This is a genomic window from Tabrizicola sp. TH137, from assembly GCF_002855575.1.
Taxonomy (GTDB): domain Bacteria; phylum Pseudomonadota; class Alphaproteobacteria; order Rhodobacterales; family Rhodobacteraceae; genus Paragemmobacter.
Genome location: NZ_PKRQ01000005.1, coordinates 1 through 18,814 on the forward strand (window position 1 = coordinate 1; position 18,814 = coordinate 18,814).

15 protein-coding genes, 1 tRNA gene and 3 pseudogenes are annotated in these 18,814 nt (G+C 63.4%); 8 read left to right on the forward strand and 11 right to left on the reverse strand.

Annotated features, from left to right (window positions below; all coding sequences use genetic code 11):
• Positions 1 to 164 precede the first annotated feature (164 nt).
• Both C0V75_RS15025 and C0V75_RS15030 read left to right on the forward strand, forming a co-directional pair.
• Positions 165 to 317 carry a hypothetical protein gene (locus tag C0V75_RS15025; protein WP_254216498.1) on the forward strand — a complete coding sequence of 51 codons (153 nt, stop codon included), beginning with the start codon at positions 165 to 167 and terminating at the stop codon, positions 315 to 317.
• On the forward strand, positions 314 to 1,135 hold the full coding sequence (locus tag C0V75_RS15030; RefSeq protein ID WP_101921798.1) for an IS3 family transposase: 822 nt from the start codon (positions 314 to 316) through the stop codon (positions 1,133 to 1,135). Before C0V75_RS15025 ends, C0V75_RS15030 begins: the two co-directional genes overlap by 4 nt.
• A gap of 952 nt (positions 1,136 to 2,087) precedes the next feature.
• On the opposite strand, the pseudogene C0V75_RS15040 reads toward C0V75_RS15030, so the two are convergent.
• Positions 2,088 to 2,435: pseudogene (locus C0V75_RS15040) on the reverse strand (integrase core domain-containing protein); the annotation flags it as partial.
• A 141-nt stretch (positions 2,436 to 2,576) separates the two neighbouring features.
• On the opposite strand from C0V75_RS15040, the gene C0V75_RS15045 reads away from it, so the two are divergent.
• The gene (locus C0V75_RS15045; protein WP_101921799.1) at positions 2,577 to 3,860 is read left to right on the forward strand and encodes an IS110 family transposase; all 1,284 of its coding nucleotides are present in this window, start codon (positions 2,577 to 2,579) and stop codon (positions 3,858 to 3,860) included.
• A 211-nt stretch (positions 3,861 to 4,071) separates the two neighbouring features.
• Here C0V75_RS15045 and C0V75_RS15050 read toward each other — a convergent pair.
• From C0V75_RS15050 to C0V75_RS15060, 4 genes and pseudogenes are all read right to left on the reverse strand, one after another.
• Positions 4,072 to 4,877, reverse strand: a pseudogene (locus C0V75_RS15050) (IS3 family transposase); the annotation flags it as partial.
• A gap of 101 nt (positions 4,878 to 4,978) precedes the next feature.
• Positions 4,979 to 5,266, reverse strand: a complete 288-nt coding sequence (locus C0V75_RS15055) for an SH3 domain-containing protein (protein WP_101921800.1) — start codon at positions 5,264 to 5,266, stop codon at positions 4,979 to 4,981.
• A 111-nt stretch (positions 5,267 to 5,377) separates the two neighbouring features.
• Positions 5,378 to 6,217, reverse strand: coding sequence for a GIY-YIG nuclease family protein (locus C0V75_RS22760; RefSeq protein WP_143710434.1), 840 nt, complete (start codon positions 6,215 to 6,217; stop codon positions 5,378 to 5,380).
• Positions 6,218 to 6,250: 33 nt separating this feature from the next.
• The gene (locus C0V75_RS15060) at positions 6,251 to 7,081 is read right to left on the reverse strand and encodes a DUF429 domain-containing protein (RefSeq protein ID WP_101921801.1); all 831 of its coding nucleotides are present in this window, start codon (positions 7,079 to 7,081) and stop codon (positions 6,251 to 6,253) included.
• A gap of 692 nt (positions 7,082 to 7,773) precedes the next feature.
• Between C0V75_RS15060 and C0V75_RS15065 the strand changes: the two genes are divergently transcribed.
• A complete protein-coding gene (locus C0V75_RS15065) occupies positions 7,774 to 8,607 on the forward strand; it encodes a sulfurtransferase/chromate resistance protein (RefSeq protein WP_101921802.1) in 834 nt (277 codons plus the stop codon).
• Positions 8,604 to 9,964: pseudogene (gene chrA / locus C0V75_RS15070) on the forward strand (chromate efflux transporter). The gene C0V75_RS15065 and the pseudogene chrA overlap by 4 nt, the downstream one beginning before the upstream one ends.
• A gap of 22 nt (positions 9,965 to 9,986) precedes the next feature.
• On the opposite strand, the gene C0V75_RS15075 reads toward chrA, so the two are convergent.
• Entirely contained in the window at positions 9,987 to 11,294 is a 1,308-nt protein-coding gene (locus C0V75_RS15075) for an MFS transporter (RefSeq protein WP_101921803.1), read from the reverse strand.
• Entirely contained in the window at positions 11,294 to 11,551 is a 258-nt protein-coding gene (locus tag C0V75_RS15080; RefSeq protein WP_101921804.1) for a metal-sensing transcriptional repressor, read from the reverse strand. Before C0V75_RS15080 ends, C0V75_RS15075 begins: the two co-directional genes overlap by 1 nt.
• 67 nt (positions 11,552 to 11,618) lie before the next feature.
• Between C0V75_RS15080 and C0V75_RS15085 the strand changes: the two genes are divergently transcribed.
• From C0V75_RS15085 to C0V75_RS15095, 3 genes are all read left to right on the forward strand, one after another.
• Positions 11,619 to 11,954 carry a hypothetical protein gene (locus tag C0V75_RS15085; RefSeq protein ID WP_143710435.1) on the forward strand — a complete coding sequence of 112 codons (336 nt, stop codon included), beginning with the start codon at positions 11,619 to 11,621 and terminating at the stop codon, positions 11,952 to 11,954.
• 66 nt (positions 11,955 to 12,020) lie between these two features.
• Entirely contained in the window at positions 12,021 to 12,728 is a 708-nt protein-coding gene (locus C0V75_RS15090) for a HupE/UreJ family protein (protein WP_101921806.1), read from the forward strand.
• An 11-nt stretch (positions 12,729 to 12,739) separates the two neighbouring features.
• Positions 12,740 to 13,633 (forward strand): hypothetical protein, encoded by an 894-nt coding sequence (locus tag C0V75_RS15095; RefSeq protein WP_101921807.1) that lies wholly within the window; start codon positions 12,740 to 12,742, stop codon positions 13,631 to 13,633.
• 254 nt (positions 13,634 to 13,887) lie between these two features.
• Here the strand turns inward: C0V75_RS15095 and C0V75_RS15100 are convergent.
• The 4 genes from C0V75_RS15100 to C0V75_RS15115 all read right to left on the reverse strand — a co-directional run bounded on the left by C0V75_RS15100 (position 13,888) and on the right by C0V75_RS15115 (position 18,564).
• Positions 13,888 to 13,977: transfer RNA gene (locus C0V75_RS15100), tRNA-Ser, on the reverse strand.
• Between the two features lie 137 nt (positions 13,978 to 14,114).
• The gene (locus C0V75_RS15105) at positions 14,115 to 14,834 is read right to left on the reverse strand and encodes an alanyl-tRNA editing protein (protein WP_101921808.1); all 720 of its coding nucleotides are present in this window, start codon (positions 14,832 to 14,834) and stop codon (positions 14,115 to 14,117) included.
• Positions 14,831 to 17,533, reverse strand: coding sequence for a DUF3772 domain-containing protein (locus C0V75_RS15110; protein WP_143710436.1), 2,703 nt, complete (start codon positions 17,531 to 17,533; stop codon positions 14,831 to 14,833). Before C0V75_RS15110 ends, C0V75_RS15105 begins: the two co-directional genes overlap by 4 nt.
• Positions 17,530 to 18,564 (reverse strand): cysteine synthase A, encoded by a 1,035-nt coding sequence (locus tag C0V75_RS15115; RefSeq protein WP_101921810.1) that lies wholly within the window; start codon positions 18,562 to 18,564, stop codon positions 17,530 to 17,532. Before C0V75_RS15115 ends, C0V75_RS15110 begins: the two co-directional genes overlap by 4 nt.
• Positions 18,565 to 18,814 lie beyond the last annotated feature (250 nt).

The following is an 18,814-nucleotide window of genomic DNA, read 5'->3' on the forward strand; positions in this document are numbered from 1 at the left end:
GTGATCAGTTCCGTCGGCTCAGGCCCTGATCTCGACGACGCAAAGAGGGGTCAATTTTGGACGCCGATAGGGGGTCAGTTTTGCGTGCCGATTGACAGGCCAGTCGTGCCTATGACCTGTCACCGTCCGAGATCGAGGGCTGGGTCGATGATGCCAAGCGGGGCATGGAGAACGCCTTGCGTGCGAACCCGCTGGAGATCCGTGAGCAATACGAGAAGCAGCTGAAGGACCTGCAGGAGGCCTATGGCGAGGCCATGCTGGAGTTGCGCGCCAGAAAAAAGTTGGCGGCCCTCATGGAGCGGGAGGACGACAAATGATCCGGACGCTCCATGAGGGCCTTCTGGCTGATGGGATCGCGGTGCCGCTTACCAAGCTGTGCGCCTGGTTCGGCGTGCCGCGGCGGACTGTCTATTACAAGCCGACCAAGGCTGCGCCGAAGGTCGATCCCCGCTTTGCTGATCCTATCAAGGCCATGATCGAGCGGGAGCCGTCCTTCGGTTATCGAACGGTGGCTTGGCTGCTGGGCTTCAACAAGAACACGGTGCAGCGCATCTTCCAGATCAAGGGCTGGCAGGTTCGCAAGCGCCCAATCGGAATGCGGCCCCGCATCGAAGCGGTGCCCTCTGTCGCCACGGCTCCGAACGAGCGCTGGTCCACCGACCTGTGCCGGGTCTGGGCGGGGCGCGACGGCTGGACCACTTTGGCCCTCGTCATCGACTGTCATACCCGTGAGCTTCTGGGCTGGCATCTGTCGCGATCCGGCAAGGCAACCACTGCCGCCAGCGCATTGGAGCATGCGCTAATCAGCCGGTTCGGCACCTTGGGAAAGGTCACGCGTGAGTTCCTTCTGAGGTCCGACAACGGCCTCGTCTTCACCAGCCGCCGCTACACCGCGCTGGTCCGAAGCTATGGCCTGAAGCAAGAGTTCATCACGCCGCATTGCCCGCAGCAGAACGGCATGGTCGAGCGTGTGATCCGGACACTGAAAGAACAGTGCATCCACCGCCAGCGCTTCGACAGCATCCAGCACGCGACACGCGCCATCGGCGACTGGATCAGCTTCTACAACTACCGCCGCCCCCATCAGGCGCTGGACATGAAAACCCCCGCTGAGGCATTCGCATTAGCGGCTTAATCTGTGCAGATTCCGCTGGGTCGATACACACCAGTGCCGTCGTTTGCGACCAGTTGACACCGGGTTTGCGTGCTACGCTGGTACCCGATGCCGATACAATTCTCCACGGCGGGCAGTGTCAGCGTGGTGGCCAGCGCCGCCGTTGATCCATAGAGGCCGAAGCATCTCATCCCGGTCGCTTGCAGCGTCGTCTGCGAAATCAGCGTCACCAAGCTTCAGCCGCCGAGACCTACCGCGTTGCCTTGCTAGCACGCCCAGCCTGCGGAAGGCCAAGCCTGCGGATCGCTGCTCGGCCGCCGAATCCGCCACCGCCGCCGAGGTAAGACGCCAGTGTGTATCATGCCGCACGTTGCCGCGCTTCCGACGCAAGATCGCGCACTGCTGTGCCAACACTTGGATTTCGACTTTTGAACCCTTGAAGCTGACTGCAGCAGCTCCCAGATCTTTCACAGGATCGTGAGGAGGGTGAACCATGGGCGTTGTTTCGAAGACTTTGTTCCAGACAGCAAAGAGAACTGGCGCTGCTGCGGTCGCTGCAGTCGGAGGCAGTGCTGCTCTGAAGGCGGCAGGAATTTCTGCTGTAAGGCATGTCGGTGGGAAGTGGATCGCGACGAAGGCTGGTCTGTATCTCGCCGGAACGATCGGTGCTCCTGCAGCAGGAGTTGTGGCGGCACCAGCGGTCGCCGCTGGATTGGCCTTGGCGACGGTCGCATTAGCCGCTGGAGCGGCAATTGCTGCGTCTCGCGGTTTGTGATTGCACCATCCAGTTCATCTCTTGACCCGCAATAACCCGACCCGTTTCACGCGATAAATGATCCGACCCCCAGCGTTTAACCGCGCGGAGGCAGAGTTGTCCGGCTTCGCTCCGGGTGACGGGCTGGTTTCCTACCCATGTTTTCGTTGACGCACGCATCGTTCATTCAGAGTGACCTGCCCCCCGGTCGTCCCTCGTTCATAACGAGAGTCCTTTGGGTTGATAGTGGTCGGTTTCGGGTTGGGCAAGCGCGCCGGGTGCGGCGCCCTCAGATTGCTCAAGCGCCCGGCGGGCTTCTGCCGGAGTCTTGTTGGCGAGCGAGGAATGCGGCCTGACGTGGTTGTAGTCGTAGCGCCAGAGGGCCAGTTTGCGGCGAGCTTCTGCCAGGCTGTCGAAGATTTCCTCGTTCAGACATTCGTCGCGCAGGCTGCCGTTGAAGGACTCGATGTAGCCATTCTGCTGCGGCTTTCCGGGGTCGATGTAGTGCCATTCTACACCGTTCTCGTTTGCCCATTTCAGGATCGCCTTGCTGGTGAACTCGGTCCCGTAGCATGTTGGGAATGGAATGACGCGCCGTTAAGGGTTATGGCCGCCTGCGCAGCCTCCAAGACTGCGCAGCAGGCGGCCATAACCGGGTCTCAGGTCTCTATGGTGGTTTAGCGAACCACACCACAGAGGAGACCGGCTATGGCCAAGGTTGAGCAAACTTCGGATGCCCGCGTTCTGGTAGGCATCGACATTTCCAAACACCGGCACGAGGTGCTGATCGCCGTGCCCGGCAAGTCGCGGAGGCGCCGGACGACGGTGCTGAACACTGCCGAGGATTATCGCCGTCTGATCGCTGCTTTGCTTGAGTATGGCCTACCGGTCACTATCGGCTTCGAGGCGACGGGCAACTATCACCGGGCGCTGATGTTCGCCCTCGGGGCCGCGGGATTCGATCTGAAGCTCGTGTCGTCCGTCGCTCTCGCCCGCACGCGGGAGGCGCTGCACAACAGCTGGGACAAGAACGATCCCAAGGATGCGCAGGTCATTCTGCGGATGCTGGAGATCGGGGCTGTCCAAGTCTTTCACGATCCGCTGGTCGCCGGCACTTGCGACATTCAGGAACTGTCGAAGACCTACGAGATGGTCGCGCGGTCAAAGACGGAACTGTGGCATCGTATCTTGACCCATTACCTGCCACTGTATTTTCCCGAGGCGGACCGGTTCCATCGTAGCTCTCGTGGAGACTGGTTCTTGGCGTTCCTTGAGGCCTTTCCGTCTCCTCACATGATCACCGCCATGGACAAGGACGCCTTTATCGAGGCTGCTTGGCCGGTGATTGGTCGCCGCGTCGGCAAGGCGACGTTGTTGGCGGATATCTACGAGACATCAAAGACTTCCGTGGGCTTGCCCGTCGCGCCAGACTCCGATGCAATACGGATGTTCCGCCTCGTTCTGGCGCAGGGACGCAGCCTTGTCCAGCAGCGCAATGCCATTGAAGATCGTGCGGCAGAGCTGCTGGCCGACCATCCAGATTATCAGCTGCTGCGCACGATACCCGGGATCGGGCCTGTCAATGCGCTGGCCGTTCTGGCCGAAGCCGGTGATCTGCGCCGCTTTCGTCATCACCGTCAGTTTCTGAAGTTTTGCGGCATGGACTTGGCCACTGTGCAATCCGGCGTGTTCCGCGGACGAAGCAAGATCTCGAAGTATGGCAATGCCCGACTGCGCCGCACGCTCTGGTTGGCCAGTCAGGCCGCTGTACTGAAGCCCGCCAACAGCTTCCGCGACAAGTTCGAGCGCTATATTGCACAGGATCGCCACAACCCCGATCTGCGCCGCAAGGCCTATACGGCCATCGCCGCGAAGATGGCCCGCACCATTCACGCCGTGATCAAATCCGGCGAACCCTATCGCCCCTTCTTCGAAGGGGTGAGCCCAGGCGGAAGGACCCCTCTCTGTAGAGCCGTGGAGGCAGCTTCCTGACCTCGTAGATAATGTTCGGGCCTTCCGCTTGGGATTTAGGATCTCGTCTTGAGGACGGTGAGGGCGGCATCTGGGCCGACCCTGTATTTGCTATGGAAGAGACCACTTCTTGACGGCGGAGCCCGCCTGGGCAACCATTCAACAGGCATCCGGTCGCTCGGATGCACAGTGATCTGATGCCTCAAACGGCAAATCGTTCCCGACATAGGACGTTGTCACTGACGATGCAGCCAGGTTTGCCGTAAATTCTGACCAGCGCATCCAGTTCCCGCGCCACTCTGGCCCCCGAGATGCTCGTGTCGGCGATCAGCGCCAGGTTCTCGCGGCAGCAGTCGTCGTTGACAGCCAGGATACGGAACTTCCGGCAGGCCCCGAACGTGTCGGACAGGAAGTCCAAGGACCAGCGCTGGTTTGGCCTCAACGGCGCTGGCATTGGCGTCCGGCTGCCACGTGCCCTCTTGCGACCACGCCTGCGACGCACCGACAGGCCCTCTTCCCGGTAGATGCGGTAAAGCTTCTTCTCGTTCATGATCATGCCTTTGCGCTCCAGCAGGATGCCCACGCGCCGATACCCGAAGCGCCGGCGCTTCTCGGCGATCCTGTGCATCTCCTCACGGATTTCCGGGTTATCGGGCGGCCTCTCACGCCGCACCGTCTTCGGATCGACACCGATCAGCACACAGGCCCGACGCTGAGAGATCGGATGATCCTTCAGCGCCCGCAGCACCGCGTCCCGCCGTTGCACCGGCGTCGTCAGGGCTTTCCCAGGAGATCCTTCAGAACCACATTGTCGAGCATAGCATCCGCCAGCAGGCGCTTCAGCTTCGCGTTCTCGTCCTCAAGCTGCTTCAGCCGTTTCGCGTCGGACAGGTCCATCCCGCCATACTTGGCCTTCAGCTTGTAGAAGGTCGCCGGGCTCAGCCCGTGCTTCCGGCACAACTCGGAGGTCGGCAAACCTGCCTCCTGCTCTTTGATCATCCCGATGATTTGGGCTTCGGTGAAACGGCTTTTCCTCATGTCGTCTGCTCCTTTTCAGATTGGGCAGACTCTACATCACGGCGAGGGAACTTCCGGGGGGCAGGTCAAGAGCAGCGTTGCTGCCTTTCTGAGAACGACGCCTAACGTGCAGACAGGTAATCCGCAGATACGTATCCGGTCAGGCTTGGAGCGTCTGCGAGGGAGACCCTGCACCACAGCTGGCCAACCTCTGTCACACAGTCGCGACGGATCAGTTCTGTCCCGTCGGGTAAGCCAGCAATTACCTTGAAACCGAGCCCGGGTCCGGCCCTGAGCTTTAGTAGTTCGTCGGGCCCGGCGCGGTCGACCACAACCCGGTCACCTGTCCCTCCCACGCAGCCAGCCAAGAATGTGAGGGTGAGTAGCGCAGTAAAGATGATCCGGATCATGATTGGTCTCGATCTTCCTTGTCTGCGTGCCATTGATCTCTTGACTGCTTTCCGCGCATGGAAAATTTGCTTTCGTGATCAGATCAATGCGGTCACGAGCCGCATGAGAACCTAGTTGGCGTTCAGCCCGTGCGCCCGTGCACCGAGTTTTTCCTTCCAGAACGCTTCTCGAGCCACAATGTCAGAAAGCGCCATGTCGGGCGACGCGATCTCGAGGATCGATACCGTGTAATCTCGATGCCCTCTAGCGCGCAACAACGCGTTTCCACCGTGGCCATTCGCGAGATATGACCGCCATCGCCCAATGAAGCCATCCGCCCCTGCCGCAGACCCAACGTACTGTTCGCCCGCAGCCGTCACAAGAAGATAGACCCCTCGGACACTTTCCAAAGCACCAATCCATGACTGAGGAAAGGTTGGGATTTCGCTGATCTGGGCTCCGAAGGTTGAAAACCCAGGGAATGGTGGCTCGTAAGGCTGCTGCCGTATCTCCAGGATTTCCTTCTCGTTTCTGCTTGCCCACTGGGACCATGCACGTGTGCCTGTACCCCAGCGAACCAAAAGGCGCTCAGCAAATGCAGTAGTGGCCGGCAACCAGCGCAGATCAAACGCTTCCAATCCCGGGCGCCCATACTCGGTTTGCAGCACTGCATCATCTAGAAGTACCGGAAGGCGCTGTTCGTCCCAAACCCAACGGTCAAGGATCTCGGTTACCCCCAAGAACCAAGCAGTCGCTGTTCCGTCGGACAAAGCCGGACCCGGGATGAAATGGCAGGCAAAGCTAACGTCGGCATAAGGGGAGCTGGCCTTTTTCTGGAAGCTGGCAAAGCATCCAAAGGCCAGATGCCCCCCACGCCTCCATGCTTGCACACCCCTTAGGTCATGCCGCAGTAACCGCGACTCTTTTGGCACAACCCCAATTCGATCCAGAAACTCGTTCAACGTGAACATGCATCACCCTTTGAAATAGCAACGGACAGAAGCCTAAGTCATTGCCACGGAACGTCGCTGCGATGCGTCTTGCAGACGCGATCGCGTCGCAGCGGAGATCGTGGCAACCATGTAACCCGACTTCAGGTCTCCCAGCATCGTTGTGGCGTCAGGATGTCCGGAACGCCAAAGGAGGCCAATAAGGGCGCAGACCAAAGCGTCAAGCATGTCTTGATCCGCCTTTCGTGGCGTATCCAAGTCGCGAAGGGTTTCTACCCAAGCAACCACTTCTGCCAGACCAAGAGCATCGGCAACCTTTCCAACGACTTGAACAACGGCGTACCAGTCATGCATTCGGAACCTGCTTCGATTTGCCGGGTTGTACTTGGGCGCTCCCATGCGCAGGGCAAACCGGTCGTCTAAAGACGGCAGCGACAACGCTGGAAACACCTCAATCAAGAAATGACCATGCGAAGCGGCCCGAGCCTCAAGCGGAGACTGGACAGCACCAAGTGATGCAATGAATGTCCAGATTGGAGCATCGTCACAAAACATTCCGATCTTGCTACGATTGGCGGGCTGCACACCTCCACCGACAAAGGACACAAGAGATGCAGCGACCTTATCGACCGGCCGGCTTCCTGTGAGGTTCGGAACAACGGTTGGTTGGTCAAGAGCCACGAGGCTCAGATCGTAATCTGTGCGCACTGCTTCGATGAAGTGCAGTGCGTCTGAAAAGGATGTCAAACGAGGCGCCAGAAATCCTGCATGACCCCTTGTATTGAATGTGATTGCGCATATCGCGCCGGGAGCCTTTGGATTATCCGTCCAAGCCGAGTCAAATCCGAAAACGACAACATTCTTCTGAGGAGTAACCAGATCCATCAATCAACCGAGTGCCTCTCTACAAAACGAGTAAGTGAGCTGGGACCTTGCCGCCCTCGTGCCACATTCGCACTATTGCACTGCTGCCCGCACCGCTCGAGTCCTTTCCTGCACTCCCCTCACATTCCCCACGCCCTATTGCCCACCCCGCCGGGTCCGGATCCCGAGGGCAGCCAGTTCTGAAGCGATCGTCTGGAGTGACGTGTGCCTTGCCGACCGGATGTCCGCGATCTGCCTCCCCTGAGCTTCCAGCCCCAGCCCTGATTGCCCCTGCCTTGCGGCAGAGTCCCGCTAATATGCCACCAGCCGCATCGTCCCCTCCGGATGTACAGAACTGCCTAACGTTGGCTACGCAGTTTTGGTCTCCTCGGTCATAAGTGGGAATCGAATCTCAGCTCTGAATCGAACCGGAAAGCGGACGTCGTTCAAGCACAAGCCAAGGGCTGCTTTCCGCCCAATCCAATTGAGCCGTCATGCCTTGTCGGCGCGACCACTGGTCGCGGCAGACAGGCAGCAACGGGCGGAAAGCCGACGCTCACCTCTCCACCTCGACCGACCGCTCTTTCGCGCATCTTGACAGACCAATCCCTTATCTGGGATGCATGGTTCATGGGGATTGCGCGCTCCCCACGAGGCGTCAGCTGAAGACCGCGTTTCAAATCACCTGAAACATGACCCTCGGAGGGACGCGGATGCCTGCGCCTGACGCCATTTCCTGCGAAAAACTTGCCAAACTGATCGGCACGCCGAAGGCTCCGATCGTCCTCGACGTGCGACGGGCTGCAATGCGCGAGGAAGACCCACGCGCAATCCCAACGGCGCGCCTGCTGTCCGACGATGACATGACGCCCTCTGCTGTTTCTGGCTTGCGTCCTTCACTTGGGGGACAGCCAGTCGTCGTGGCCTGCGCTGCGGGTCATGGGCGAAGCCAGGGGCTCGCGGCCCTGCTCCGTGCTGCTGGGGTGGCGGCAGAATATCTGGATGGGGGCCATGCTGCTTGGGTTGCCGCCGGTCTGCCCACCTATGATCCCCGCAAGATCGGCGGGCGCGATGGCGATGGCCGCACCCTATGGGTCACGCGGGCGCGTCCCAAGATCGACCGCATTGCGTGCCCGTGGCTCATCCGGCGGTTCATCGATCCCCGCGCCATCTTCCTCTTCGTCTCACCGCAGGAAGTGCGCGCGGTTGGCGAGGCGATGGGTGCCGCTCCTTTCGACATCGAGGATGTGTTTTGGAGCCATCGGGGCGAGACCTGCACGTTCGACACGCTGATCGCGGAGTTCGGTTTGGCAATTCCCGCGCTTGACCGGCTCGCCACCATCGTTCGCGGTGCGGATACGGCACGGCCTGATCTCGCGCCGGAATGTGCGGGCCTGCTAGCGGCTTCGCTTGGGCTGTCGCGGATGCACACGGACGACCACACGCAGCTCGAAGCCGGAATGGCACTTTACGACGCGTTCTACCGCTGGGCGCGCGACGCGACCGAGGAAACCCACAACTGGCCCAACAGCGCAAAGGCGAAATGATGAGCCGCCCCGAACGCCCGACCCTGCGGGAAGCAACCGTCGTCTGGGCGCGTATCGCGGCCCTGTCCTTTGGTGGTCCAGCGGGCCAGATCGCGGTGATGCATCGTGTGCTGGTCGAGGAAAAGCGTTGGCTGGGAGATGGGCGTTTCCTGCATGCTCTGAACTTCTGCATGCTTCTTCCGGGTCCCGAGGCGCAGCAACTGGCCACCTATATCGGTTGGTTGATGCACGGCGTGCGCGGAGCGCTGGTGGCAGGTGGCCTCTTCATTCTGCCCGGCGTGCTGGCGATCATGGGGCTGAGTTGGCTGTATGCCGCCTATGGCGAGGTGGGCTTCGTCTCGGCCCTATTCTTTGGGTTGAAGGCGGCAGTGCTGGCCATCGTCTTGCAGGCCGTGGTTCGGGTCGGAAAGCGCGCGCTTAAGAACAGCGCGATGCGCGTCATCGCGGCGATCTCGTTCCTTGCCATCTTCGCTTTCCAGACCCCGTTCCCCCTGATCGTGGCCGCCGCCGCCATGATCGGCTTGGCGGGTGCGAAGGCGGGGCTGCGTGCCTTTCGTGCGGGTGGCGGTCATGGAGCGGTGGGCAAGGCGCATGTCGATGACGCAGAGACCCTCCTGGGCGAAGAGGCTGCCCTCCCCCCGAACGCCCGCCGCGATGCGATGCGAGCGGGGTTCGCGGCTGTCGCGCTCTGGCTTCTGCCCGTCGCGGCCATCGTCCTTTTGGCCCCCGGAACCGTCTTCGCCGACATCGCGACTTATTTCTCCAAGCTAGCCGTGCTGACCTTCGGCGGAGCGTATGCCGTTCTGGCATGGGTCGCCCAAGCGGCTGTCGGCACCTATGGCTGGCTTCAACCCGGTGAAATGCTCGATGGCCTCGGCATGGCGGAGACCACGCCCGGCCCGCTGATCATGGTGCTACAATTCGTGGGCTTCATGGGCGCACTGCGCGAGGCGGGTTGGGATTATCCCTTCATTGCCGGAACACTGGGCGGATTGCTCACCACATGGGTGACCTTTGCCCCCTGCTTTGCGTGGATTTTTCTCGGTGCTCCCTTCATGGAGGGGTTGCGTAAGAACGAAGCACTGTCGGCAGCCCTGTCCGCGGTGACGGCGGCAGTCGTCGGGGTGATCCTGAACCTTGCGGTCTGGTTCGCCATGCACGTGGTCTGGCGGGAGGTGGAGCGTGGCGGAGCAGGACCCGTGCAGATGGACATACCCGTTTGGTCTTCGACCCTGTGGCCGCGGTCGTGTCGATCCTTGCCATCGTCGCCGTGTTCCGCGTGAAACTCGGCATGGCGACCGTTCTCGCCGGATCGGCGGCGCTCGGACTGGCGCTGCACCTCGCCGGACTGGTCTGATCGGGCCCAGCCGGGGCCTGCATCAGGCGCTGCGCGGCCACCTTCTGTGGAGCTCGTCTATCACCAGAGCATGTGCGTGCACGGATCCATGTTCGTGCAGATGCGGATGGTCCGGCGGCAGGTCGGGATGGTCATGCGCAAGGGTCTCTGGATCATTCGCGGGCCAGAGGCGCAGGACCGCCGCCAGAGCCAGCGCCCCGATTACGGCCAGCGAGAGGGCTGCCGCGGAGAGGCCCCCCCCCGCCCCGATCCATCCGGCCAGCGGGTAGGTCACCAGCCAGCAGGCATGCGACAGGGCGAATTGCGCGGCAAAAACCGCGCCGCGATCCACCTCTCGAGCCGAGCGGTTGATGATCCGTCCGATGGGTGTCTGCGTGAGCGAGAAGCCGAAGCCGATCACCGCCCAAAGGACCAGCAAGATGGGCAAACTGCCGACTAGTGGCACGCCCGCGACGCCCGCAACCATCAGCACCGCGCCGCCGATCATCACAGGGCGATCAGGCACTCGGGCCAGGATGCGCGGCAGAATGAACGCCGCCAGCATCGATCCCGCGCCGAAGGCTGCGAAGGCCAGCGCCACCGTTTCCTCACCCAGACGCAGCCTAGCCTGCACCAGAACGACCGTGTTCACATAAACCATCGCCCCCGCAGCCGCGACCGCCGCCTCCATCACCATCAGTCCGCGCAGGCGCGGCGTGCGGACATAGATGCGGACGCCCTTGGTCACATCCGCCCAGAAATGCCCCGGCTCGCCAACCGCTCTTGCCGGAAGCCTCGCGGTAATGACCAGTAACGCCGACCCGAGGAACCCCGCAACCGTGCCGGCAAACAGCACCGGGAAACTGACGACAGTCAGTAGGGCTGCCGCGAGGATGGGCGAGGCGACCTGTTCCAGATCCTCGGCCAGACGCAGCAGAGAAAGCGCGTTGGTGTAATCGTCCTCGTCCTTCAGCACATCGGGGATCACCGCCTGAAACGCGGGCGTGAAGCCCGCCGATGCGGCTTGAAGCGCGAAGATCAGCACATAGACCTGCCAGACTTGATCCACAAAGGGCAGGAAGGCGATCACCCCAGCTCGGATGAGGTCCAACGCCACCAGAAAGGCTCGGCGCGGCAGGCGCTCCGCCACAGCCGCCGCAACGGGGGCGAGCGTCACATAGGCCACCATCTTGATTGCAAGCGCGGTGCCGAGGACCGCCCCCGCTTCCTCGCCCGCCAGTTGCCATGCGAGCAAGCCGAGGGCGACCGTGGCAAGGCCCGTGCCCAGCAGCGCCACGATCTGCGCGGCAAAGAGATGGCGGAATGTCGGGTTCTTAAGGGTGAGAAGCATCAGAGCAACTTTGTCAGGGCCTTGATCTCGGCCATGTCATGCCCATGTCCGTCCGATAGGCAGTGGTCGATGTGATCGTGGATAAGAGCCCGCTTCGCCTCGGCCATCGCCCGCTCCACCGCGTGGAGTTGGGTGGCGATGTCGAGGCAGGGCTGGCCCTCCTCGATCATCGTGACGACACGGCGCAGATGCCCTTCGGCACGTTTCAGCCGGGTGGCGATGGCGGGGTGGCTTGCATGGCGGTGCGGTTCTGTCATATAGCCAGCCTAACCCCCCGGGGGGGATAGAGCAAGGCGAGGCGTGGAAATCACGCCTAAGGGGCAGATGAGCGGAAAGCGTGGCATATTCGCGTGGATTACAGCACTTGTGCTGACGCTGTCGCTTGCCTTCGCGCCGATTTTCTCAGCGGTCACGCACGGCCCCGGACAGTTGGCCGTGGAAGCGGATCACGCCGCATGGCACGCCGAACAGGGCGAGCATTGGGATGCGACAGATCACGGCCATCACAGTTCAGCCGACCATGACCACACGCCAAGTGTGATCCTGCCGACAGCAGGTGCAATGGAGCACCACCCGGCAACCGAGCTTTGGGTCGCCCAGTCAAGCCAGCTTTCCGGCATCACCCGCGACGGCCCGCACCGCCCTCCACGTCTGACCTGACCGATCCTTCGCGGCGGGGCAGCTTGTCCTCGCCATGCGCCGTCAGTCATCAAACGGGAAAACCAAATGACACCCTACCTTCCGACGCAAGGCCGCGTCTGGACGGTGCTTGCCATCCTCTGCGTCACGATCCTCTGGGCGGGCGCGGCGCTGGCACATGCCGTCACCCTTGGCGACAAGGGCTATATCCAGGAAATCACCGGACCGCACTTCCTCCCCTTCCTCTATCTGGGCGCGAAGCACATGGTCACGGGCTATGACCACATCCTCTTCCTTTTCGGCGTGATCTTCTTCCTCTACGGAATGAAGGAGATCGGTCTTTACGTAACCCTCTTCGCCATCGGCCATTCGACGACGATGATCCTCGGCGTCTGGTTCAACTTCGGCATCAACGCTTACATCATCGACGCGATCATCGGCTTCTCGGTGGTCTACAAGGCGCTCGACAATCTCGGGGCGTTCCGCCTGTGGTTCGGGGTGCAACCCGATACGCGGGTGGCGACGCTGGTCTTCGGCTTCCTGCACGGCTTTGGCCTCGCTTCGAAGATCATCGAATACAACATCGCACCCGACGGGCTTCTGGTGAACCTGATCGCGTTCAACCTTGGCGTTGAACTCGGCCAACTCACCGCCCTCGCGCTCATCCTGCTCTTCATGCAGCGATGGCGCGCGTCACCGTCCTTTGGCCGTCAGGCCTATACCGCCAACGTCATCATGATCGGCCTTGGTGCCTACCTGATGGGCTTCCAGCTCATCGGTCTGGCCCTGGCCTGAGGGAGCATCCCATGAACAACAAGTTCGACATCACCCACGCCCCGCAAACCCCGCTCCGTGCCGAGCGCAACCCCCGACGTGATGGCGCAGGCCATATCCGCGGGGTGGAGGCGACGTCCGGCGGCCTGATCCGCTCCACCCTGATTGCTTCGGGGGCGGCGGCGGCCATGCTGACCATCGTCTATTTGCCCGCCGAATACGGGATCGACCCGACCGGCTTCGGTGCGGTCCTCGGCCTGACCGAAATGGGCCAGATCAAGCAGCAGCTTTATGCAGAGGCCGAGGCGGAGGACGCCGCTGCAGCCAACGCGCCCGTCACCCTGGACTCCGACACTCTGGCCCGGCTCGACCGGATCGAGGCGCAGCTTGCCACCATCGGCGCGGTGATTGGCGCGCCACCCGCGGTGACCGAGGCACCGACGGAAGCCGCTGAAGCAGTGTCGGCGGCAACCCCCGCCCCCGAACCGGCACCGGAACCCGCACCGGAGGTCGTGGCCGAACCAGCACCGGAGGTCGTGACCGAACCCGCACCGGAGGCCGCCCCCGCCGAAACCGCAGCCGCCGTCGAAGCGGCAGTTGCCGCGGCAACAGCCGGCTGGCGTGACGAGGTCAGCTACACCCTCGCCCCGGGCGAAGGGATCGAGGTGAAGCTCGCCATGCAGGAAGGCCAGACCGCCCGTTTCTACTGGACGGCCAACGGCGCGGTGGTGAATTACGACACCCACGGTGACGGCAGTGGCCAGAAGGTCAGCTACGAACAAGGCCGCGGCGTGCCAGAACAGGAAGGCGAACTCACCGCCGCCTTCACCGGCAACCACGGCTGGTTCTGGCGCAACCGAACCGACGCGCCGGTGACGGTGACGCTCCGGACCGCAGGCGACTATACCGAGATGAAGGCTCCATGAAGGGAGTAAATCCGGCGGCTCGGAAGAGCCGCCGGAACAAACCTGCCGGTCGGCACATGTGCGGCAACAGGCAGCTTTGGGCCGAAAGCACTCATTCCAAGGACAAAAGTTGTCCGGGTCATTTGCTGCTTAGGGGTGCCTATCGTTTTTCCTCGAAATAACATGAGCAACACCACAGCGGTATACCAATCGGCACACACAATTAGTCAGAAAACCAATAACATCTTGAATTATATAAACAATTTTTGAAAAAATGGCGGACAGTGAGGGATTCGAACCCTCGAGACGGTTCCCCGCCTACACACTTTCCAGGCGTGCGCCTTCGACCACTCGGCCAACTGTCCGTGGCGCACTCCTTAAGGCTTGCGGGCGGAGGGCGCAAGGGGGCGGCTGTGGGGTCTTCGGAGCGGGGGGAGGCCGGTGTCGGGCGGCCGGAAGGGTGGCCGGAGGCGGCTTATGCATGAGTGGCTCCGGGCGGCGGTCAGTCGAGGAGGGTGATCGACACGCGGCGGTTCTGGCGACCTTTCTTCTCGATCTTGCCGATCGTCACGCGGCCGATCTCGGCGGTGCGGGCTACATGGGTGCCGCCGCAGGGTTGCAGATCCACCTGCGTGCCGCCCGTGCCGATCCGCACCAGCCGCACCCTGCCCTGCCCCATCGGCGGCATCACCGACATGGTCTTCACCAGCCCCGGATTGGCCTCCAGCTCGGCATCGGTGATCCAGCTTTCGGTGACCGGAAGATCCAGTCCGATCAGCGCGTTCAGCCGATCCTCCAGCATCTGCACATCTTCGGGCGGGTCGGGCATGTCGAAGTCCAGCCGGCCCCTCTCGGCCCCGATCTGGCCGCCGGTAACCGGCAGAGGGATCACAACCGACAGCAGATGCAGCGCCGTGTGAACCCGCATGTGGCGATGGCGGCGATCCCAGTCGAGGCGCTGGAGGACCCGCGTTCCGAGCGGTGGCATGGCTGCGGGCTCGGCCGGGACAAGGGCAACCTGGCCGCCTTCGGCCTTTACCGCCGTGGCGATGGCAAGACGCCCGCCTTCCCAGACAAGCAGGCCTGAATCGCCGGGCTGGCCGCCCCCGGTGGCGTAGAAGACCGTCCGGTCACAGAGGATGCCCCCCTCGGCGGTATGGCCCGTCACGATCGCCTCGGCCTCGCGCAGATAGGCGTCGCTGCGGAAGAGAAGATCGGTCATGGCTCATCCTGTCTTTCAGTCGGGTCGCGGGTTTCGGCCGAGGCTGCGCCCCGTGGCCTGTTGCCGCGCCGGTCGGGGGCACGGGGCGGCCCGGAGCTGGCCGGTGTGGGGCTCGCCGGTGTGGGGTTGGGCGGAGCGGCGAGGGACACTTCGGCGGCAAGCGCTGCGGCGACTTCGGCCACGGCCTCGGCCTTCTTGGCGCCCGGCATGTCGATCCCGGCTTCGGCAAAACGCTCCACGATCCGGTGGTTGATCTCGCTGCGGACCTGAAGCGAGAAGTTCACATCGCGCAGGATGATCCGCATCTCGAAATTCATGCTTTCCGGTCCGAAACCCATGAAGGCGATGACGGGCGGCGGGTTCAGGATGGCGAGGGGCTGCGCTTCGGCAATCTCGCGCAGCACCTTTTCAACCTTGCGCGTCTCGCTGCCCAGCACGACGGAAACCGGCACGACCAGCCGCCCGGTCAGGTTGAAGCGGGTCCAGTTCGTCACGCGCTGAGTCACCAGATCGGCATTCGGGACGATCACATCGGACCGGTCGAAGGTCTGGATGCGGGTGGACCGGACCGAGATCGCCTTGACCGTCCCCTGCACATTGCCGACCTCGATCCAGTCGCCCTCGCTCACCGGGCGTTCGATCAGCAGGATGATGCCCGAGACGAAGTTCGAGACGATGTTTTGCAGGCCGAAACCGATACCGACGGACAGCGCACCGGCGACGATGGCCAGACCCGAAAGGTCGATCCCGGCAGAGTTGATGGCGATCAGCGCGGCGAAGAAGACGCCGAGATAGCCGGTACCCGAGACGATGGCATTCTGCCCGCCCTGATCAAGCGAGGTGCGCGGCAGGATGGTGCCCTTGAGCGCGCCTTGCAGAAGCCGCGTCACCGCATAGCCCGCGCCGAAGATGATGGCGAAGATCAGGAAATCCGTCGGCGAGACGCGGGTCGCCCCGATCTGGAACCCCTGGAGGAAGCGCTGCCAGAGTTCGGTGATATCGGCCCAGCGCGCGCCCCAGATCACCGCGAAGAGGGGCAGAGACCCGACGCTCATGGCAAAGCCGATCAGCACCGGGATGAGCCCTTCCTGATCGGCCGCGTCCGAACGGGTGGCGAGGCCGTAGAGATCGGCCACCAGCCGTTGCAGCACGAAGAGCACCGCGACCAGGCCGAGCGACAGGATCGACGGATAGACCAGCGCCGTCGCCGCCGCGAGATAGCCCACAGCCCCGAGCAGGAGCCCCGCGACGCTTGTGAGCATCACGGCCCGCGCCAGAAGCCCCAGCACGCGCAGCCCGTAGGACAAGCCCTCCTCCCCCTGCTGGACGCTGCGCACGTGGCGGCGCAGAAGCTGGCCCATGCGGAAGACAAGGACGGCGGTGGTCGCCAGAACCGGGAAGGCCAGAACGGCATTTGCCGTGTCGCTGCCGCCAACCTCGACCAGCAGGAGGTGGCGCACCGCCTCGACCGCCAGGACGAGACCGATGCTGCGCGCGAGGAACCGGCCCTCGGCCCGCCGTTCGGCGACGAGGAGGGTGGAGACCTCGTCGCCGTCTTCAAGCGGAAAGACGGCATGGCCCAGCCAGTTCGCCGCAACCAGCGCGAAGACGAGACCGGGAACAAGATCGGCCAGGGCCACGCCGACAGGGCCGAGAAGCCCGGTCGCCGTCGCCGCGCTGGACAGCGCGACCGCACCGATCACGGGCAGGATGATCTGCGCCAGGGAAAGAAGCAGCGCCACGACACGCCGCCCCCGCGCCGTTCGCGGGCGCGGAAGCCGGGTCTGGACCATCGCCGTCATGCGGCGGGTCTGGGTGATCAGGCCAAGGCCCAGAACCCCCAGCAAGAGGATCAGCGGCAGGTTGTCGAAGAGCGCCTGCCGTCCGTCGCCGCGCGTCCAGCGCGTGGAGGATTCGGTCCAGAGGCGCACGGTCACGTCGCGCAGCGCGACCAGCGCCTCGGGCCAGTTCGCCGGGTTCAGCGGCGAGGGCCAGAGTTGCAGAAGCTGGCTCGCCTGCCGTTCGCGCAAGGCGCGGTCCACCTCGCCGATCAGGCCGTCGGCGCGACGGAAGGCCTCTTCCGCGGTCAGGCCGGGGGCTTGCAGGCGGACAAGCTGATCGGCCAGTTGCTGGCGCCGCTGGGCAATCTCGGCGGCTTCGGTCTCGCCCTCGGGCGGGGTGGGACCGAGGGCCGCGATCTGTTCGCGCACCGTAGCGATGCGGGTGGAATTGGTGTTCTGGGCGGAGAGGAACTTTGCCCGTTCCGCCGCAAGCTGGCTGCGCAGAAGCTCCAGCCCCCGTGCCTCGGTATCAGGATTGGCCAGCAGCGCCTCGGCCCGCGCGGCTAGGCGTTCCCAGGCAACGTAATCGGGACCGGCGGTTTGACCGGATCCCTTGGACACGACGACAGTGGTGGAGGTCGGGCGCGTCACGCCCTGCGCCGGGGCCGGTGTCGGGGATGCCGCCGGGGGTGTTGTCGGGGGTGTCGTCGGGGGTGTCGTCGGGGGTGTCGGGGCGGGCGGCGTGGTGGCCCCTTCCGCAGCCGGGGAGGCGGGGGCTTCTGCCGGTGCTGCCGGGGTCTGGACGGGGGTCTGGCTGTCCTGCGCGCGACCCGGCCCGAGGCCGAGCGTCAGCGCAAGCAGGGCAGAGGCCGCCAGTTCCAGACAGCGGCGCAGGGCCGTGCCGCCTGCCCCTGTCATGCGTCTTCGAAGACGGTGGGAATGGCGCGCGGCGCGCGGTCCAGCCAATCCGGCACGGGCAGGCCCTTTTCCTTCAGGAAGGTCGGGTTATAGAGCTTGGACTGATAGCGATTGCCGTAATCGCAGAGGATCGTCACGATCGTATGGCCCGGCCCCATGTCCCGCGCCATGCGGATGGCGCCGGCGATGTTGATGCCCGACGATCCGCCGAGGCAGATGCCTTCTTCCTGGAGCATGTCGAAGACCAGCGGCAGCGCCTCGGCATCCGGGATGCGATAGCTGTAATCCGGGCGGAAGCCTTCGAGATTTGCCGTGATGCGACCCTGCCCGATCCCTTCGGTGATGGAGGTGCCGGGGGCATCGAGCTTGCCTTCGGTGTAGAAGGAATGCAGCGCCGCGCCTTCGGGATCGGCCAGACCGATCTTCACCCCTTTGGGCTGAAGCGCCATGCCGACACCGGCCAGCGTGCCGCCCGATCCCACCGCGCAGATGAAGCCATCCACCTTGCCGCCGGTCTGTTCCCAGATTTCCGGGCCCGTGGTTTCGATATGGGCCTGACGGTTGGCAACATTGTCGAACTGGTTCGCCCAGACAGCACCATTGGGTTCGGTCCGCGCCAGCGCCTCGGCCAGACGGCCGGAATAGCGCACATAGTTGTTGGGGTTGCGATAGGGTGCCGCGGGAACTTGCACCAGTTCCGCCCCGGCCAGACGCAGCATGTCCTTCTTTTCCTGGCTTTGCGTCTCGGGGATGACGATCACGGTGCGGAAGCCCATCGAGGCCCCGACCAGCGCGAGACCGATGCCGGTATTGCCTGCCGTGCCTTCGACGATGGTCCCGCCGGGCTTCAGCGCGTCGCGCGCCACGGCGTCGCGGATGATGTAGAGCGCGGCCCGGTCCTTGACCGACTGGCCGGGATTGAGGAACTCGCACTTGCCAAGGATCGTGCAGCCCGTCATCTCGCTGGCCCGCTTCAGCTTGATGAGGGGCGTGTTGCCGATCGTGTCGGCCAGATCGCTGTGAATCCGCATGGGGTGCGTTCCTTTTTTCGCTTTGCCCAACGTGTAGGCGCGGGCGGCGGAAATCTCAAGCCATGCAGGCGGGACCGGCGGTTTCACCCCTCGGGCCACGCACAAACAGTTTCAAATATTTCAAGACGAAGCATCCTGCGGCCTGACCCTATGCTGCCGGACCGCCACGGCATCGACTCGGACACCCGTGCCGCGGCCCTGCACACCCGGCGGAAAGACCGGGCCACCTAACCGGACCGCAAGCCCGAGG

What these genes read in the sequence shown, in the direction of transcription:
- C0V75_RS15065 (WP_101921802.1), top strand. Translation starts at nt 7,774, where the DNA reads ATGCCTGCGCCTGACGCCATTTCCTGCGAAAAACTTGCCAAACTGATC.
- C0V75_RS15090 (WP_101921806.1), top strand. Translation starts at nt 12,021, where the DNA reads ATGACACCCTACCTTCCGACGCAAGGCCGCGTCTGGACGGTGCTTGCC.
- C0V75_RS15055 (WP_101921800.1), bottom strand. Translation starts at nt 5,266, where the DNA reads ATGATCCGGATCATCTTTACTGCGCTACTCACCCTCACATTCTTGGCT.
- C0V75_RS15080 (WP_101921804.1), bottom strand. Translation starts at nt 11,551, where the DNA reads ATGACAGAACCGCACCGCCATGCAAGCCACCCCGCCATCGCCACCCGG.
- C0V75_RS15085 (WP_143710435.1), top strand. Translation starts at nt 11,619, where the DNA reads ATGAGCGGAAAGCGTGGCATATTCGCGTGGATTACAGCACTTGTGCTG.
- C0V75_RS15045 (WP_101921799.1), top strand. Translation starts at nt 2,577, where the DNA reads ATGGCCAAGGTTGAGCAAACTTCGGATGCCCGCGTTCTGGTAGGCATC.
- C0V75_RS15030 (WP_101921798.1), top strand. Translation starts at nt 314, where the DNA reads ATGATCCGGACGCTCCATGAGGGCCTTCTGGCTGATGGGATCGCGGTG.
- C0V75_RS15025 (WP_254216498.1), top strand. Translation starts at nt 165, where the DNA reads ATGGAGAACGCCTTGCGTGCGAACCCGCTGGAGATCCGTGAGCAATAC.
- C0V75_RS15060 (WP_101921801.1), bottom strand. Translation starts at nt 7,081, where the DNA reads ATGGATCTGGTTACTCCTCAGAAGAATGTTGTCGTTTTCGGATTTGAC.
- C0V75_RS15075 (WP_101921803.1), bottom strand. Translation starts at nt 11,294, where the DNA reads ATGCTTCTCACCCTTAAGAACCCGACATTCCGCCATCTCTTTGCCGCG.
- C0V75_RS15115 (WP_101921810.1), bottom strand. Translation starts at nt 18,564, where the DNA reads ATGCGGATTCACAGCGATCTGGCCGACACGATCGGCAACACGCCCCTC.
- C0V75_RS22760 (WP_143710434.1), bottom strand. Translation starts at nt 6,217, where the DNA reads ATGTTCACGTTGAACGAGTTTCTGGATCGAATTGGGGTTGTGCCAAAA.
- C0V75_RS15105 (WP_101921808.1), bottom strand. Translation starts at nt 14,834, where the DNA reads ATGACCGATCTTCTCTTCCGCAGCGACGCCTATCTGCGCGAGGCCGAG.
- C0V75_RS15110 (WP_143710436.1), bottom strand. Translation starts at nt 17,533, where the DNA reads ATGACAGGGGCAGGCGGCACGGCCCTGCGCCGCTGTCTGGAACTGGCG.
- C0V75_RS15095 (WP_101921807.1), top strand. Translation starts at nt 12,740, where the DNA reads ATGAACAACAAGTTCGACATCACCCACGCCCCGCAAACCCCGCTCCGT.